General features: G+C 70.9%; 15 protein-coding genes. 11 read left to right on the top strand and 4 right to left on the bottom strand.

Annotation, left to right across the window (positions count from 1 at the left end):
- Positions 1-11: 11 nt before the first annotated feature.
- Positions 12-209 carry a zf-HC2 domain-containing protein gene (locus ABZ860_RS09590; RefSeq protein ID WP_357217423.1) on the bottom strand — a complete coding sequence of 66 codons (198 nt, stop codon included), beginning with the start codon at positions 207-209 and terminating at the stop codon, positions 12-14.
- The gene (locus ABZ860_RS09585; protein ID WP_319018409.1) at positions 209-787 is read right to left on the bottom strand and encodes a sigma-70 family RNA polymerase sigma factor; all 579 of its coding nucleotides are present in this window, start codon (positions 785-787) and stop codon (positions 209-211) included. The genes ABZ860_RS09590 and ABZ860_RS09585 overlap by 1 nt, the downstream gene beginning before the upstream one ends.
- Before the next feature lie 129 nt (positions 788-916).
- Here ABZ860_RS09585 and ABZ860_RS09580 point away from each other — a divergent pair, with 129 nt between their 5' ends.
- The 5 genes from ABZ860_RS09580 (at position 917) to ABZ860_RS09560 (ending at position 6,631) form a co-directional block, all read left to right on the top strand.
- On the top strand, positions 917-1,519 hold the full coding sequence (locus tag ABZ860_RS09580; protein ID WP_357217420.1) for a DUF4142 domain-containing protein: 603 nt from the start codon (positions 917-919) through the stop codon (positions 1,517-1,519).
- Between the two features lie 23 nt (positions 1,520-1,542).
- The gene (locus tag ABZ860_RS09575) at positions 1,543-2,634 is read left to right on the top strand and encodes a DUF1996 domain-containing protein (RefSeq protein WP_357217417.1); all 1,092 of its coding nucleotides are present in this window, start codon (positions 1,543-1,545) and stop codon (positions 2,632-2,634) included.
- Positions 2,635-2,753: 119 nt separating this feature from the next.
- Entirely contained in the window at positions 2,754-3,644 is an 891-nt protein-coding gene (locus ABZ860_RS09570) for a hypothetical protein (protein ID WP_357217415.1), read from the top strand.
- Positions 3,641-5,098, top strand: coding sequence for an NADH-ubiquinone oxidoreductase-F iron-sulfur binding region domain-containing protein (locus ABZ860_RS09565; protein ID WP_357217412.1), 1,458 nt, complete (start codon positions 3,641-3,643; stop codon positions 5,096-5,098). The genes ABZ860_RS09570 and ABZ860_RS09565 overlap by 4 nt, the downstream gene beginning before the upstream one ends.
- Positions 5,099-5,170: 72 nt before the next feature.
- A complete protein-coding gene (locus ABZ860_RS09560) occupies positions 5,171-6,631 on the top strand; it encodes an FAD-binding oxidoreductase (RefSeq protein ID WP_357217410.1) in 1,461 nt (486 codons plus the stop codon).
- Here the strand turns inward: ABZ860_RS09560 and ABZ860_RS09555 are convergent.
- The gene (locus tag ABZ860_RS09555) at positions 6,628-9,030 is read right to left on the bottom strand and encodes a helix-turn-helix transcriptional regulator (RefSeq protein ID WP_357217407.1); all 2,403 of its coding nucleotides are present in this window, start codon (positions 9,028-9,030) and stop codon (positions 6,628-6,630) included. The two genes, ABZ860_RS09560 and ABZ860_RS09555, sit on opposite strands and share 4 nt — an antisense overlap.
- Before the next feature lie 126 nt (positions 9,031-9,156).
- Here ABZ860_RS09555 and ABZ860_RS09550 point away from each other — a divergent pair, with 126 nt between their 5' ends.
- Entirely contained in the window at positions 9,157-9,333 is a 177-nt protein-coding gene (locus ABZ860_RS09550; protein ID WP_357217405.1) for a hypothetical protein, read from the top strand.
- Between the two features lie 205 nt (positions 9,334-9,538).
- A complete protein-coding gene (locus ABZ860_RS09545; protein WP_357217403.1) occupies positions 9,539-10,273 on the top strand; it encodes a GNAT family protein in 735 nt (244 codons plus the stop codon).
- Here ABZ860_RS09545 and ABZ860_RS09540 read toward each other — a convergent pair.
- Positions 10,263-10,934 carry an AraC family transcriptional regulator gene (locus ABZ860_RS09540; protein ID WP_357217401.1) on the bottom strand — a complete coding sequence of 224 codons (672 nt, stop codon included), beginning with the start codon at positions 10,932-10,934 and terminating at the stop codon, positions 10,263-10,265. The two genes, ABZ860_RS09545 and ABZ860_RS09540, sit on opposite strands and share 11 nt — an antisense overlap.
- A gap of 299 nt (positions 10,935-11,233) precedes the next feature.
- On the opposite strand from ABZ860_RS09540, the gene ABZ860_RS09535 reads away from it, so the two are divergent.
- The 4 genes from ABZ860_RS09535 to ABZ860_RS09520 all read left to right on the top strand — a co-directional run bounded on the left by ABZ860_RS09535 (position 11,234) and on the right by ABZ860_RS09520 (position 14,283).
- A complete protein-coding gene (locus tag ABZ860_RS09535; protein WP_357217399.1) occupies positions 11,234-11,944 on the top strand; it encodes an alpha/beta hydrolase family protein in 711 nt (236 codons plus the stop codon).
- 221 nt (positions 11,945-12,165) lie between these two features.
- Positions 12,166-12,816: a hypothetical protein gene (locus ABZ860_RS09530; protein ID WP_357217396.1), complete on the top strand. Its 651-nt coding sequence runs from the start codon at positions 12,166-12,168 to the stop codon at positions 12,814-12,816.
- 52 nt (positions 12,817-12,868) lie between these two features.
- Positions 12,869-13,498: an ABC transporter ATP-binding protein gene (locus tag ABZ860_RS09525; protein ID WP_357217394.1), complete on the top strand. Its 630-nt coding sequence runs from the start codon at positions 12,869-12,871 to the stop codon at positions 13,496-13,498.
- Positions 13,495-14,283: an ABC transporter permease gene (locus ABZ860_RS09520; RefSeq protein ID WP_357217392.1), complete on the top strand. Its 789-nt coding sequence runs from the start codon at positions 13,495-13,497 to the stop codon at positions 14,281-14,283. Before ABZ860_RS09525 ends, ABZ860_RS09520 begins: the two co-directional genes overlap by 4 nt.
- The last annotated feature ends 6 nt before the right edge of the window (positions 14,284-14,289 follow it).

The following is a 14,289-nucleotide window of genomic DNA, read 5'->3' as shown; positions in this document are numbered from 1 at the left end:
TCGCGGGGCGGTCAGGGGTGGGAACGCTCCGAGGAGACGGAGCCGTCCTTGATGGCGTCGAGCATGCCGGGCAGCTCCTGGGTCTCCAGCAGTTCCGCCCGGCATGGCGCGCATTCGTCGAGGTGCCGCTCGAATGCCTCGGCGTCGTCGTCGTCCAGCACTCCCAGGGCGTACGCTGCCACGTCGAAGTGCGGCGACGACGCGGACATCAGCTGGCCACCCCCCTCTCCTTCAGGGCCGTGCGAAGCGCGCGCAGGGCGTAAAAGAGCCTCGATTTCACGGTACCCGGTGGGATGCCCAGAACCTCGGCCGCTTGGCTTACCGTCCGGTCGCGTAAGTATGTCTCTTCGATAACTTCCCGGTGCTGACTCGACAGGTGCCGCAACGCGTCCGCGACCACGATGGCCGCGAGCGTCCGGTCCGAGCCGTCCGGTACGGCGATGCTGTCCTCTTCGGGAGCCTCCACCTCCCTCGGCCGTACGCCGCGCCTGCGGCGCCCGTCGATCACGATGCGGCGGGCGACGGTGAGGAGCCACGCCCACAGCAGGGGCGGCTCCCACGTCAGCTTCGCCGAGTTGCGCCAGGCACGCACCAGCGTCTCCTGGACGACGTCCTCAGCCCATTGCAGGTCGTTGCCGGTCGTCTTGCGCACGTGACGCAGCAGCGGACCGCCGAACTCGCGGTACAGCTCCCGGATCAGACGTTCGTCCCGATCGGGGTCGTCGTTGTCAGCGTCGTAGTCAGGGGGGTCAAGACGCACGAACCGGCTGTCGAGTTGTCGACGCACGGCCACATATTTGCACCAGGGTTACTGGTTCGTACACCACATCCGTAACTCCAGTCATTTCTGACTATTTCCTGAACCGCACCCGAGGGGACCGCGTACCTCCGACCGAAGGTCACGAAAGGAGGCACGATGCGGTTCCGGTTTGGGGAACTCCTGGTGCTCGGCGTCTTCCTCTTCGCGGCGGCCGTCACGGTCGTCGTGGTCGTCCCCCGGAGCGCCTCGTCCCAGTCGGATTGGACGCAGGCGGGCTGGACGCAGACCCCCTACGGCCCGCTGGGCCCGGCCGACCGCGACCTGCTGGTCCGGGTGCGCTGGGCGGGTCTCTGGGAGATCCCCGCCGGCCGCTGGGCCCAGGACCGGGCCGGCAGCGACAAGGTCAAGGACGTCGGCAGGCACCTCGTGGAGGACCACACCAAGCTCGACGCGGCGGTCAGGGAACTCGCCGCCAAGCTCGCCGTCCCGCTGCCGGACCAGCCCAACCCGGACCAGCGCGGGTGGCTGGACGAGATGGCCGCCGCGCGCGGCGCCGGCTTCGACCGCGTCTTCGCCGCCCGCCTGCGCGACGCGCACGGCAAGGTGTTCACCTTCGTCTCCGCCGTACGCGCGGGCACCCGCAACAGCTTGATCCGCGACTTCGCCGGGCAGGCGGTGGACGTCGTGATGAAGCACATGACGCTGCTCGAAGGCACGGGCCTCGTCGACTACTCCACCCTGCCCACCCCCACGGTCTAGAAGGCACTGTCCAAGGAGCATCCATGCGAAAACGGCTCGTGCTCGCGATGGCGGGCGTACTGATCGCAGGTTCGCTGACCGGTGTGGGCCGGCCCGCGTTCGCCGACCACTGCGATCCCTCCGTCCAGGGCGCGGAGTGCGAGGACGTCGGCCCGGCCCTGGAGGACTTCGTCGACATCCGGCAGGTCCCCCCGGGCGACACCGGCGTACGCGCCGGGCGCGGCACGTTCACCTCACGCTGCGGACGCAACGAGAACGGCCACCGCAACTCCGACAACCACATCGTCACGCCCGGGGTGTCGAACGGCGCGCACCACGTGCACGACTACGTCGGCAACCTCACCACCAACGGCTTCTCCACCGACGACAGCCTCGCCGCGGGCGGCACCACCTGCAGGTTCGGCGACAGGTCGGCGTACTTCTGGCCCGTGCTGCGCGCCCGGACCGGTGCCGGCGCCCAGGCGACCGCCTCCCCCTCGTCCTCCCCGGACAACAGCGAGCAGTTCCGGACCGGGCAGAACCGCGGCCGGGGCACAGGCACGGGCACGGGTACGGGCACGGGCACGGGCGCGGACGAGCCCGGCGGCGCGTCCGAGGGCAACGTCGGCAGGATCCTCCTGGCCCGGTCGGTCACGCTGCAGTTCCGCGGCAACCCGGTCGGCAGGGTCGTGGCGATGCCCCGCTTCCTCCGCATGATCACCGGCGACGCGAAGGCGGCCACCAACGGCGGCGCCAACGCCCGGGCGCAGTGGACCTGCACCGGCTTCGCCAACCGGCTGACGAGCAAATATCCGCTCTGCCCGCGAGGCAGCCTGGTGCTGCGCGTGCTCGACTTCCCCAGCTGCTGGGACGGACAGAACACCGACAGCGCCAACCACAGGACGCACGTCGTGTTCCCCGGTGCGAACGGCGCCTGCCCCGCGGGCACCCGGGCGATCCCGCAGCTGCGCATGACCCTGGCCTATTCGGTGCCGGGCGGGCCGTCGTTCGCGGTGGACAGCTTCCCCGAGCAGCAGCACAACCCGATCACCGACCACGCCGACTTCGAGAACGTCATGCCCGACCGGCTGATGAGCACGGTCGTCTCCTGTGTCAACCGCGGCCTGCGCTGCTGAGCCGCCTAACCCCGATGATCGTGCCGTTCCCCGTCCGGTCCTTCGCAGACCACCCCCGCCTGAGGACGGGGAGCGGCGCCCCCCCACTTCGAGCCCGCATTGATCAGACGGAGGAATCATTGCCCAGCAGACGGGCTCCCCGGCACACCCGGCCCGATTCCGGCCTCGATCTCGAAAGGCGCGGCGTGCGGATCGGCCTCGGCGCCGTGGCCACTCTGGCCCTCGTCGGAGGGCTCGCCGCCTCCCAGACCAGCGGCGGCGCGGTGTTCCTCGCCGACGCCCAGTCGTTCCTCACGTTCTACGCCGGGGTCTTCTCGCTCGTCGGCCTCACGACGACGGTCGCCCTCGGCCTGGCGGCGACCGACCGCGTCGTCCTGCCGATCTCCCAGCGGGTGCGCGTCCAGCTCGTGCACCGGGCCATGGCGCTGCTCGGCATCGGCTTCCTGATCGTCCACATCGGCATGAAGATCGCCGCCGGGCTGGTGCCGCCGTACGGGTCGGTGATCCCCTCCACCGACGTCTACGTGTCGCTGGGGGCCGTGGCCTCGGACCTGTTCGTCGTCATCGTCGCGACGGGCGTGATGCGCGGCAGGTTCGCCCAGGCGGAGCGGCCCTGGCTGTGGCGCGGGCTGCACGACCTGGCCTACCTCGCCTGGCCGGTGGCGATCCTGCACGGCCTGACCGCGGGCCGGGCCGCCGCCCCCTGGGTGACCTTCAGCTATGTGGCCTGCCTGGCGGCGGTCGCCGCCGCTCTGCTGATCCGGCTCGCCGCGGCCACCCGGCCCGCCCGGCAGGCGGCGACCGGCGACTGGAACGCCGAGTGGAGCGCCGGCCGCACCTCCCGGGAGGACCGCACCTCCCGGGAGGACCTCGCGACGCCGCGGCCCGCCATGCGGCGGCGGCAGACGCCGCGTGAGGCCGCCGTCCTCGGGCGCACCGGCACCGATCCCTTCGACGTCCTCGACACACCTCCCACCCCCCAGGAACCCCGTCTCCGGAGGATCGTTTGATTCCCTACCGCGTCTCCCACGTACGGCGCCTCGGCCCGGCCCGGCTCACCGCGGGTCTGGACGACCACCGCAGGCTCGACCTGAACGCGCACTACAAGTTCCACGACCGGCTCGCGGGCCAGACCGTGGACGAGCTCATCTCGATGGCCGAGGAGGTGGACCTGCGGGGCCGGGGCGGGGCCGCGTTCCCGTTCGCGCGCAAGCTGCGCGCCGTGGCCTCCCGCGCCCGCGACAGCGAGACGGTCGTGCTGGTGAACGCCGCCGAGGGCGAGCCCGCCAGCCTGAAGGACAAGACCCTGCTCACCCGGGCGCCCCACCTGGTTCTGGAAGGCGCCCTGCTCGCGGCGAGCGCGCTCGGCTCGCGGGAGGTGGTGATCGCGGTCGGCGCCGGCGAGCTGGCCGAGGCCTCGGTCACCGCCGCCGTGGCCGAGCGCGGCCTGACCGGCCTGGTCCGGGTCGCGGGCGTCCAGGAGCGGTTCATCTCCGGCGAGGGCGGCGCGCTCGTCCGCGCGGTCAACGGCGAGGCGGGCCTGCCCCCGGGGCGGAAGGTCCGCTCCAGCGACAGCGGGGTGCACGGGCTGCCCACCCTGCTGTCGAACACCGAGACCTTCGCCCAGCTCGCCGTGCTCGCCGAGCTGGGGCCGGAGGAGTACGCCGCGGTGGGCACCGTGCAGGAGCCGGGGACGATCCTGCTGACCGTCGGCGGCTCGGTGACGACCCCCGCGGTCGTGGAGGCCGCGCCGGGCGTGCCGCTGGCCGACGTGCTCACCCTGTGCGAGGCGAAGATCGGCGACGGCCTGCTGCTCGGCGGCTACCACGGCATGTGGATGTCCGCCGAGGACGCGTACGGCGCGATCCTGTCCCGCCGCGGCGCGAAGGAGGCGGGCGGCGAGCTGGGCGCGGGCATCGTGGTGGTGCTGGGCGAGGACACCTGCCCGCTCGGCGAGACGGCGCGGGTGGCGAACTACCTCGCCGCGCAGTCGGCCGGGCAGTGCGGGCCGTGCCGCCTCGGCCTGCCGGACCTCGCGCGGGCCTGCCGCCGGCTCCAGGACGGCGACCCGGACGGCCCCGACCTGGTCCGCCGCGCCGCCGCCGCGGTGAAGGGCCGGGGCGCCTGCTTCCACCCGGACGGCTCGGCCAGGTTCGTGCTGTCGGCGCTGGACGCGTTCGCCGACGACGTGGAGGAGCACCGCTTCCACGGCGGCTGCGGGCGGGCGGCGAAGGGCGTGCTGCCGCTGCCGATCGAGGACGCGCAGGACGCCAGGCTCGTCGTCGACTGGACCCGCTGCCAGGGCCACGGCCTGTGCGCGCACCTCGTGCCCGAGCTGGTCAAGCTCGACCGCCACGGCTTTCCGGTGTTCATGGACACCGGCGTGCCCTCGTGGCTGCTGGGCGAGGCGCAGAAGGCCGTGGAGATGTGCCCCGCGCTGGCCCTGCGTGTAGGAACGAAGTGATGGGCTTGTTACCAACCGGACCGGTTCCATGAGCGTCTCAACGAGGTAGATCACCACCTCGGGAGTACGACCATGATCGACAGACGGAGTTTCCTTCGCGTCTCGGCCCTGGCCGGGGCCGCCGCCTTTTCCGGCACGGCTTTCGCCGCGGCGGGTCCCCGTCCCGCGGACTGGTCCGCGCTCGGCCGGGGACTCGACGGCAAACTGATCCGTCCCGGCGACGCGTCGTACGACAACGCCCGCCACGTGTTCAACTCGGCCTTCGACTCCCTGCGGCCGGCCGGGGTGGCCTACTGCACGACGGCGGCGGACGTGTCGGAGTGCCTGGCGTTCGCCCGGCGATACGGCGTGCCGGTGACCTCCCGGTCGGGCGGCCACAGTTACGCGGGCTGGTCCACGGGCAGCGGGCTCGTCGTCGACGTGTCGCCGATGAGCGGCGTGTCCTACTCGGGCGGCCACGCGACGGTCGGCGCCGGGGCGCGCCTGGTCGACGTGTACGCCAAGCTGGCCGCGCACGGCGTCAGCATCCCGGCGGGTTCCTGCCCGACGGTCGGGGTGGCCGGGCTCACGCTGGGCGGCGGCATCGGCGTCGTGTCGCGGCAGTACGGCCTGACCTGCGACGTGCTGGAGTCCCTGAAGGTCGTCACGGCGGACGGGAAAGTGGTGACCTGCTCGCCGAGCTCGCACCCGGACCTCTACTGGGCCTCCCGGGGAGGCGGCGGCGGCAACTTCGGCGTGGCGACGTCGTTCACGTTCCGGACCCATCCGACGCGTTCTGTGACCCTGTTCTTCCTGCACTGGCCCTGGTCGAAGGCCGCGGCGGTGCTGAAGGCGTGGCAGGCGTGGGCACCCTCCGCGCCCGACGCGATGTGGTCGAACTGCCATCTCGACCGCGACCCGTCGCTCGACGTGATGGTCGGCGGCCTCTACCTCGGCGGCAGGACGGCGTGCGAGAACCTGCTGCAGAAGCTCGTCGACCGCGTCGGCTCGGGTCCTTCGACCCGCTACGTGGCGACCTCCGCCTACGACCACGCGATGATGGTGGAGGCGGGCTGCGCCTCGATGTCGGTGGCCCAGTGCCACCGTCCCGGCACCCTTCCCGGGCAGAACGCGAGCGGAAAGCTCGTCCGCGACTCGTTCTCGGCCAAGTCGCACTTCGCCTACACGCCGCTGTCGTCCGCCGGGATCAAGGCGCTGCTGGCCCAGGTCGCCGCCCCGGGCCGGCACTCGGTGATGCTCGACGCGCTCGGCGGCGCCGTCGCCCGGGTCCGCCCCGACGCCACCGCCTTCCCGCACCGCAAGGCGCTGTTCAGCGTGCAGTACTACTCCCACTTCTCCGGCGCCGCCGGCTGGGCCCGGGCCGCCCACGCCGCCATGCGGCCGTACTTCGGCGACCACGCGTACGTGAACTACATCGATCCGGAGCTCAAGGACTGGCGGCAGCAGTACTACGGTGCCAACGCCGCGCGCCTGGCCCAGGTCAAGGCCGCGTACGACCCGAATCGCCTGTTCCGCCTCCCCCAGGGCGTCTAGTTCTCTTCCTTCCCGTGCAGCGCCAGACGGGAGAGCAGGGTGTCGGGGGCGATCGCGAGGTGCTCCTGGAGGAGTGGGTGGGGGAAGGCGTAGCCGCCGCCGATGCGGCGCAGGAGGATGCGCTGTTCGGCGTCGTGCAGGAACTGCTTGCAGCGGAAGGGGGAATCGCCGCTCGCGGCCAAGCAGGCCCGGATCGTCCAGTGACGGACGAGGGCCAGGCCGCCGTAACGGTAGGCGCGGGCCATGCCGAACAGCGACGCCGGGAAGCCGGCCATGAGGAGCGCGTTCGGCAGGGGTGCTCCCGCGGTGCGGAAGACCGCGAGCAGGCAGCCCGCGACCAGGGTCGCGTGGGCGGCGCCTTGGACGATCGCGAAGCGTAGCGACCTGCGGATTCCCTCGTTGGGAGTCGCGCGCTCCTCCTTGAGCGAGGGTTCGAAGTTGTTGCCGGCGAGGTAGAGGGCCACGAGGACGAGGCCGGCCGCGGCCGTGGCCCACCTGTGGCCGGGGAGCAGCACGCCGGACAGGTAGATCAGCAGTGCTGTCATCGCGACGGTGGTCGCGACGGTGAAGACGCCTCTGTGCGGAAGGGATCCTCGAAGGGAGGGTCCGGCTTCGCGGGGCGTCCAGCACCACCGGATCTGCTCCACGGGTGTGAACACCGGGAAATACCAGGTCTCGAGGCTGCCGAGCTGCAGCCACGCCCAGGTGAGGATCATGGCGATGATGCCGGGGGCCAGCCAGTCGACCTTCGTGAGGGGCAGCCACATGACCATCACCACCGGAACGTTGGGCATGACCCCGCGCAGGCGCGGCCTCGGGTTCCGGATCCATGTGGCCTGCGTGATCAGAGCCTGGGTCGCGCTCGTGACCAGCATGGCGCGGGTGACCTGGAAGGCGTCGGAAAGGCTCGTGTCGAGCGCTCCGGCGGCGACGGCCGCCGTCAGCCACAGCAGGGTGAGCACCTCTCCCGTCGCGGTCCGCAGGAAGGGCGGAAGCGCCCGTGGCAGCACCTGCCGGCTACCCAGGCGCAGCCACTCCAGGTCAAGCCGGTCCAGGTAGAAGATGTGCGCGCGCCGTTCGGTCAGGCTCCGCGCCAGCCAGGTGAGCCACGTCACCGTCCGCTCCGGCGGGTCGGATCTGCGGAGCGGGCGGTTGTCCAGCACCATGCGCCGCACGTACGCGTCGAAGATCATCTCTCGGCGCTGGTTGTCGGACTTCTCCGGAACATGCAGTGCGGTCGCGGATCTTTCCTGGTAGGCGACATAGATGACGTCGAGCATCAGCGGGGACCGAAGCAACGTCCCCAGAGCCGGATTCGCCTTGAGCGCGGCATGCACGTCGGCGAGGGCGTCCATGTTCTTCTGCAGATACTCCTCCACATCCTCCTTGGTGGGGGTGGACAACTGGACGTACCGGGCGGCCCCGACGCCCCTGGCTATCGAGAGGTCGTCATAGCGGCAGCTGACCACGATCCCTGTGCGGCGTGCCCGGAATCGGCGGATCTGCTCTGCGCACTCGGCGCGGCCCGCGTCGGACGGCACCTGGTCGAGGCCGTCCAGCAGGGGCAGCAGAAGATCCTGAGCGAGCCAGCCGCGCGCCAACTCCTCCGGAACGCCCAGGTACTGCCGGTTCACCGCGGCCGGCAGCCAGTCCTCCAGCGGTCCGCCGCGATAGTCCGACAGGTTGAGCAGGATCGGAACCGGCCGGATGGACGCCCCACCCAGCCGGTCGAGATCCTCGAGCGCCTCGGCGGCGAGCCGGTCCGCGAGCCGGGCCAGCTGAGTCGTCTTGCCCATGCCGGGCTTGGCGAGCAGGACCAGTTCTTCGGCGGCCTCCTCGTAGAGGTCTCTGATGTCGATCTCGCGGGCCTTCCCCTTCGAGTCGACATCGTGGAAGCGCGCGGTGAGGCAGTGGTAGGCCTCGGCAGGCTCGATGAGATCCCGCATGTCCCGGCGTATCTGCTTGAGCATCACCACCCGCTGGCGCTCGTTGTGGCGGGCTCGCATGTTCCGCCACGGACGCGCCGCGAGGACCATCGCGGCGCGTACGAACCGCAGGACCGGACGGCCGGACGCTGTGCGGTCCTGGGCGAAGGGGTCGGTCTCGTCGTCGTTCGCCCAGGGCAACGGGATGAGTTTCCGGTTCCGCTGAACCCTGAGGTACGCCTCCCGCCAGGCCGACATCGCGGAGGCCTCCTCGACCCCGCACGCGGCGAGCACCGCCTCGAGCTTCTTCCATCGCGGGAAACTCTTTCCCGACACCATGTCGTGCAGTGTCGACGTCGACATCTCCGCCTCGTTGGCGACGTCGAGATAGGTGCGGCCGTCGCGGCGGAAAAGCTCCCCGATCGCCTCGCTCAGCTCAGCCTGGCGGGTGACCCGCTCCAGCTCGATTCTCATTCCCGGCCCGGCCCTCCATTCGGTTCGGGCCGAGAGCCTAGGAATTCAGATCCCTGCGACCTGCCGTTGTTTCCGATTTGTGATCGCCGAATGACAGGGAACGCCGCTTGTCAGACCCTCGATCCCATGACCACATCGATTTTGGCGTTCATCGGCGCGCTCACCGTCATCCTCACGGCCGCCACCCGCGTTCCCGCCGCGCTGGCCTCCCTGATCCGCGCTTTCATCCCCGTCGTCGCCGCCCTGCGCGCCCTCCGCGCCTGCGCCGAGCAGCTCGGCTCCGGCAAGGCGGACAACCGTTAAGGCTTCCCGGCCGGCTTCGAATGACGATCGACCGCCGTCTCACCGGAAGCCCGTCCCCATCGGCCGCTTCTGCCGCACGGAAAAAGGCTCTCCCTTAATAGGATTTTCTTCATCTCGCCGTGTCGAGGGGGCGACGAACTCGCCATTCCCTCGACGGCGGCCCAATTCGATTGCCTATCCGGCCCGGCTGCGCGAACCTCGCGGTATGGGTGCGGAACGGCACGGACTGGCCGGGGCCGGCGGCGTCCCGGTGATGAGCTACATCGAGGGCGTGCGCGACGGCGGCCCCTGGGCCTACGCGATCGAGGACATCGGCCCGGGCGCCGCCGACGCGATCACGTCGCGGATGCCCGGTTGGGTGGTCTCCGCGCCGGTCGAGCTCGGCCGGGCCCTGCTCGACCGGGGCGCACGGCTGCTGCGGCACATGAACGTCATGCGGTGCGATCTGCCGATCGCCCGGCCGGTCGCGGGCGCCGCTCCGGACGGCTTTCGCATCGTCTCCTGCGACCGGTCGCCCGCCGACGTCTTCCCCGCGTGGTTCGCCGCCTACCCGCCCGGCCATCCCGACTACCGCCCCCGGGATCGCGAGAAGGCCCTGAAGGAGGAGCTCGTTCCGCTCCTCGGCGGCGAGGAGATCGGCCCCCTGCTTCCCTGCAGCGTCCTCGCCGTACGGGACGGTTCTTCTGGGATGGGCGAGGTCGTGGGGGGAGTTCTCGTCACGGACTCGAACCGGGGACCGTGGATCGCGGACGTGTTCCGGCACCCGGACCGGTCGCCGCGAGGTCTCGGCGCGCTCATGCTGTCGGCCACCCTGGCCCAGGCCGGCGCGGACGGTCTGACCTGTGTCGGCCTGGTGGTCACCGAGGGCAACCCCGCCCGCCGCCTGTACGAGAGGCTCGGTTTCCGAGTGGTGGACAGCGCGATGACGGTCAAGATCTGACAGCCGGACCACCGGACGTCGGGGTTCGGTAGCGACCCGGGGTCGTTCCGATGATGTTGGTGAACGCAGCGATGAAGCTGCTGGGGTTGGCCCATCCGCAGGCGTAGGCGGTTTGGGTGGTGCCGTGGCCGTCGGCGAGGAGCACGAGCGCGTGGTAGACGCGTAGCTGCGTGCGCCATTCGTAGAAGGTCATGCCGAGTTCGTTGTGGAACAGGCGGCTGAGGGTGCGGGTGCTGGCTCCGATCGTCTTCCCGAGTTCGGCCAGCGAGGTGTTGTCCGCCGGCTTCTCGTACAGCATCCGGGCGATGGCTTGCAGTCGATCGTCCCGTGGCTCCGGCAGGTGCAGTGGCTGTTCGTGTGCTTCGCCTAGTTCGTCGACGAGGACTCGAAGGAGGCGAGAGCGCGCGGAGCGGCTGTAGCCGGGCGCGGCGTCGCCGTAGTTGCGAGGGCCGGTCAGGGCGAGCAGGACCTCACGGGCGAGGTCGGAGGCCAGGAACACGGCGGGATGCTCCGGTATGAGCCGGGCGAGGGACGGCGGGAGAAAGACGATCCGCATGTCGGTGTCGCCGTGGGCGCGGTGGTAGTGCGTGAACCCGCCCGGGGTCCAGGCGACCCGGTTGGCGGGAACGATCGACGTGCCGCGCTCGGTGTGAACCGCCAAGACGCCGCTGGCCGCGTATACCAGGTGTCCTCGTGCGTGCGACTGCACTGCGCTTGTTTCGCCGGATGGCCAGATGTGGCGCCCGCCAGACGGCCATATATGTGACGTCACACCGGCGATCGGACGAGGTTGGCGGCGAACAGACATCGGTTGGCATCCTATCGGTGGCCGGCCACACCATGATCTGGCGACACTGCCTTATGCGGAGTGGTCTTCAGCGGCGCAGAGCGCCGGACCGAACCACATGTCATCAAGGCAGCGTGCCTCGGTGCCGCCGCGTGAGAGAGAAGGAGAAACGCATGGCGACGTTCGTCCTCGTGCCCGGCGGTTGGCACGGCGCCTGGTCGTTCGAGGCGGTGGTTCCGCTGCTGGAGCGTGCCGGTCATGCCGTACACGCCCTGACCCTGACCGGTCTGCGGCCGGACGACGACAACGCGACGGTCGCGACCGCCAACCTCGACACGCATGCCGAGGACGTCTTGCGGCTCCTCGATCGCGCCCACATCACGAGCGCGACGCTGGTCGGCCACAGCTATGGCGGGATGGTGATCGCCGCTGCCGCCGATCGCGCCGACGGCCGGATCTCACGGCTGGTGCATCTCGACGCCTACGTGCCGCGCGATGGCGACTCGTGCTGGTCGTCGGCTACCGAGCGCTACCGGGAAGCGTTCGCCGCCGGCGCTGCGAGCACCGGCTACGCCGTCCGGCCGCCCGGCGACGGCGATCCCCGCCGCCGCCCCCATCCCCTCGGCTCGTTCCTGCAAGCGATCCGGCTCACAGGCGCCGTCGACCGCGTGCCCCGCCGCGAGTTCGTCTACTGCTCCGGATGGGACGACCGCACACCCTTCGCCGAACTCCGCGCCCGGCTCCGAACCGATCCCGACTGGCAGGTCCACGACCTCCCAACCGGCCACGACGCAATGCATGAGGCCCCGGAGGCGGTCGCTGCACTGCTGCTCGGCGAACGCATCGCGGACGCGTCGACGCACGGGCGACAGACGTGCCGTTGACGGCTGGAGACAGCCCGGTTCATCCGTCCCCCGCGTGACTTCGCCCTCGGTTCCGCGATCTCACCGACTACAGGCCAAGCGCCTGCTCACTTACCACGAGCGCGTCTGATGCCCGGAGTGAAAGCTCAGGGACCTGCAGATGACCCGTGCCCAGTCACCAGCCCTCCCGTTACTGATTGTGATAAGTATCTTGCAGACAGCAATCACTCGGGGGGAAGTCCATGAACGTATCTCGATCCCGCGCGTACCTGGCCGGCGGCATCGGCGCCGCGGCGGCGGGTGTGGTGGCCCTGGCCCTGACGGTCGTCCCGTCGGTCGCCGAGGGCGCGTCGGGCGGCACCGGCGCGAGCATCAGGCCGGTCGCCGACCCCTCGCCGAAGCAGCCGGGCGGCCACACCGTGCTGACGTGCGCGATGAGCACGAGCAGCACCCAGCCGATCACCGCCGACCCGGTGGTGGGCAAGGAGGCCCGCACGGTGACCGCCAAGGGCACCCTGACGCTCACCAACTGCGCCTCGCCCGACGGCAGCTTCCCCAACATCCGCTCGGGGACGGTCGCCCTCCAGGGCAGCGCCCAGGCGTCCTGCACGGGCGTCCAGAACGTCACCGGCACGGGCACCGTCACCTGGAAGGACGCCCAGGGCCAGACGTTGGGCACCTCCACGATCGGGCCCAACATGGACGGAATCGCCTCGTACAACCCCGGCGACATGATGCTGGTCGGCGAGGTCACCGAAGGGAAGCTGAAGGGTAAGCGGATCGCCGGGAAGGCCGCTCCCACCTCGGACATCGGACAGTGCTCCACCAAGGGCGTGAGCAGCGTCCAGGGCAGCGGCGCGGTCGCGTTCATCGCCGTCGACACACCGCAGTAGCGACGCACCTCAGTGGCGCAGCCAGGTGGGACCGGGTCGGAGGAGGTGGCGCGTGCCGTCGGATGAGCCCGTGCTGCGGGTGCGGGACGTACGGAAGGGCTACCGGGGTGGCCCGGTCCTGCGTGGAGTCGATCTCGATCTGCCGCCCGGCCGGGTGGTGGGGGTCGTCGGGGAGAACGGCGCGGGCAAGACCACGCTGCTGCGCGTCCTCGCCGGCGACCTGCGGCCGGACGGCGGGTCGGTGCGCCACCGTGGGCGCGTGGGTCACTGCCCGCAGGAGACGGTGCTGCACGACGCGTTCACGGTCGAGCAGCACCTGCGGTTCTTCCAGGTCGCCTACGGCCTGGAGAGCCTGCGCAGGGCCGAGGAACTGCTGGAGGTGCTGCGGTTCTCCGGCTCCCGCCGGGCCCGGCCCACCACGCTGAGCGGAGGCACGCGCCAGAAGCTGAACCTCGTCCTCGCCCTGATGCACGACCCGGACGTGCTCCTGCTCGACGAGCCCTACCAGGGCTTCGACTGGGAGACGTACGTGCGGTTCTGGGACCTGGCCGAGGAGCTGCGCGCGCGTGGCCGCTCGGTGCTGGTCGTCTCCCACCTCGCGTACGACGCGGCACGCCTCGACACGCTCCATCGGCTGGAGGGCGGCCTGCTGCATGTCGCGGACAGGACCGGTGCCCTGTGAGACGCCATTGGGACTGTTACGCCACCGCGGTGCGCATGACGTTCGTGGAGCATCTGCGCAACCGGCTGGCCCTCGTGATCATTGTCGTCTTCATACCGGTGTGGGCGATCCTCATCTACGCCCTGTCGCTGGAGGTCGCGCTCCCGTTCCACGTCCGCGCCGCGGAGCGGGTCGTCACCCTGCCGGCCAACGTGCTCAACCAGCTCGCCGGGGCGCTGCAGATCCTCGCGTTGATCACCGGGTTCATGATGTTCGTGACCATGTTGAGCTCGGCGTCCTTCGATCGCCGGCTGGTGCGCTCGGGTCTCCCCCAACTGTGCCTCATCGCGGCGAAGCTCACCGCCTTGGTGGTGGTCGCGCTCTGCGTCGCGGCGTACGCGACCGGTCTGATCTGCCTGACCCACCGGCCCGCGCAGCCCCTGCTGCTCGCCGCCGCCCTCTTCGGCGGGGCGCTGATCTACGGGGGGATCGGCATCGTCCTGGCCGCCGTGCTCACCAGCGACCTGGCCGGTCTGGTCCTCGTCACCGTGATCTGCTCGGTCGATCTGGCCCTGCAGAGCCCGCTCGCCACTCCGGCCGCGGCCGGCGCCCTGGTGCGTTACCTGCCCGATTACGGGCCGATGCAGGGGGCGGTCGCGGCGGTGGCCCTGGACACGGTGCCCTGGAGCGCCGTCGCCCCCGCCGTGTGCTGGGCGTTCGGCACGGCGGTCCTCGGCATCTCCGCCTTCGCCGGCCGCACGCGCGTCCACCAGCCGGTGGGCGGGCCGTCGACGGTTTCCGCCTGAATCCCC

This window comes from Microbispora sp. NPDC046973, assembly GCF_040644495.1.
In the GTDB taxonomy this organism is placed as follows: domain Bacteria; phylum Actinomycetota; class Actinomycetes; order Streptosporangiales; family Streptosporangiaceae; genus Microbispora.
This window is presented reverse-complemented; position numbering and strand designations above follow the sequence as displayed.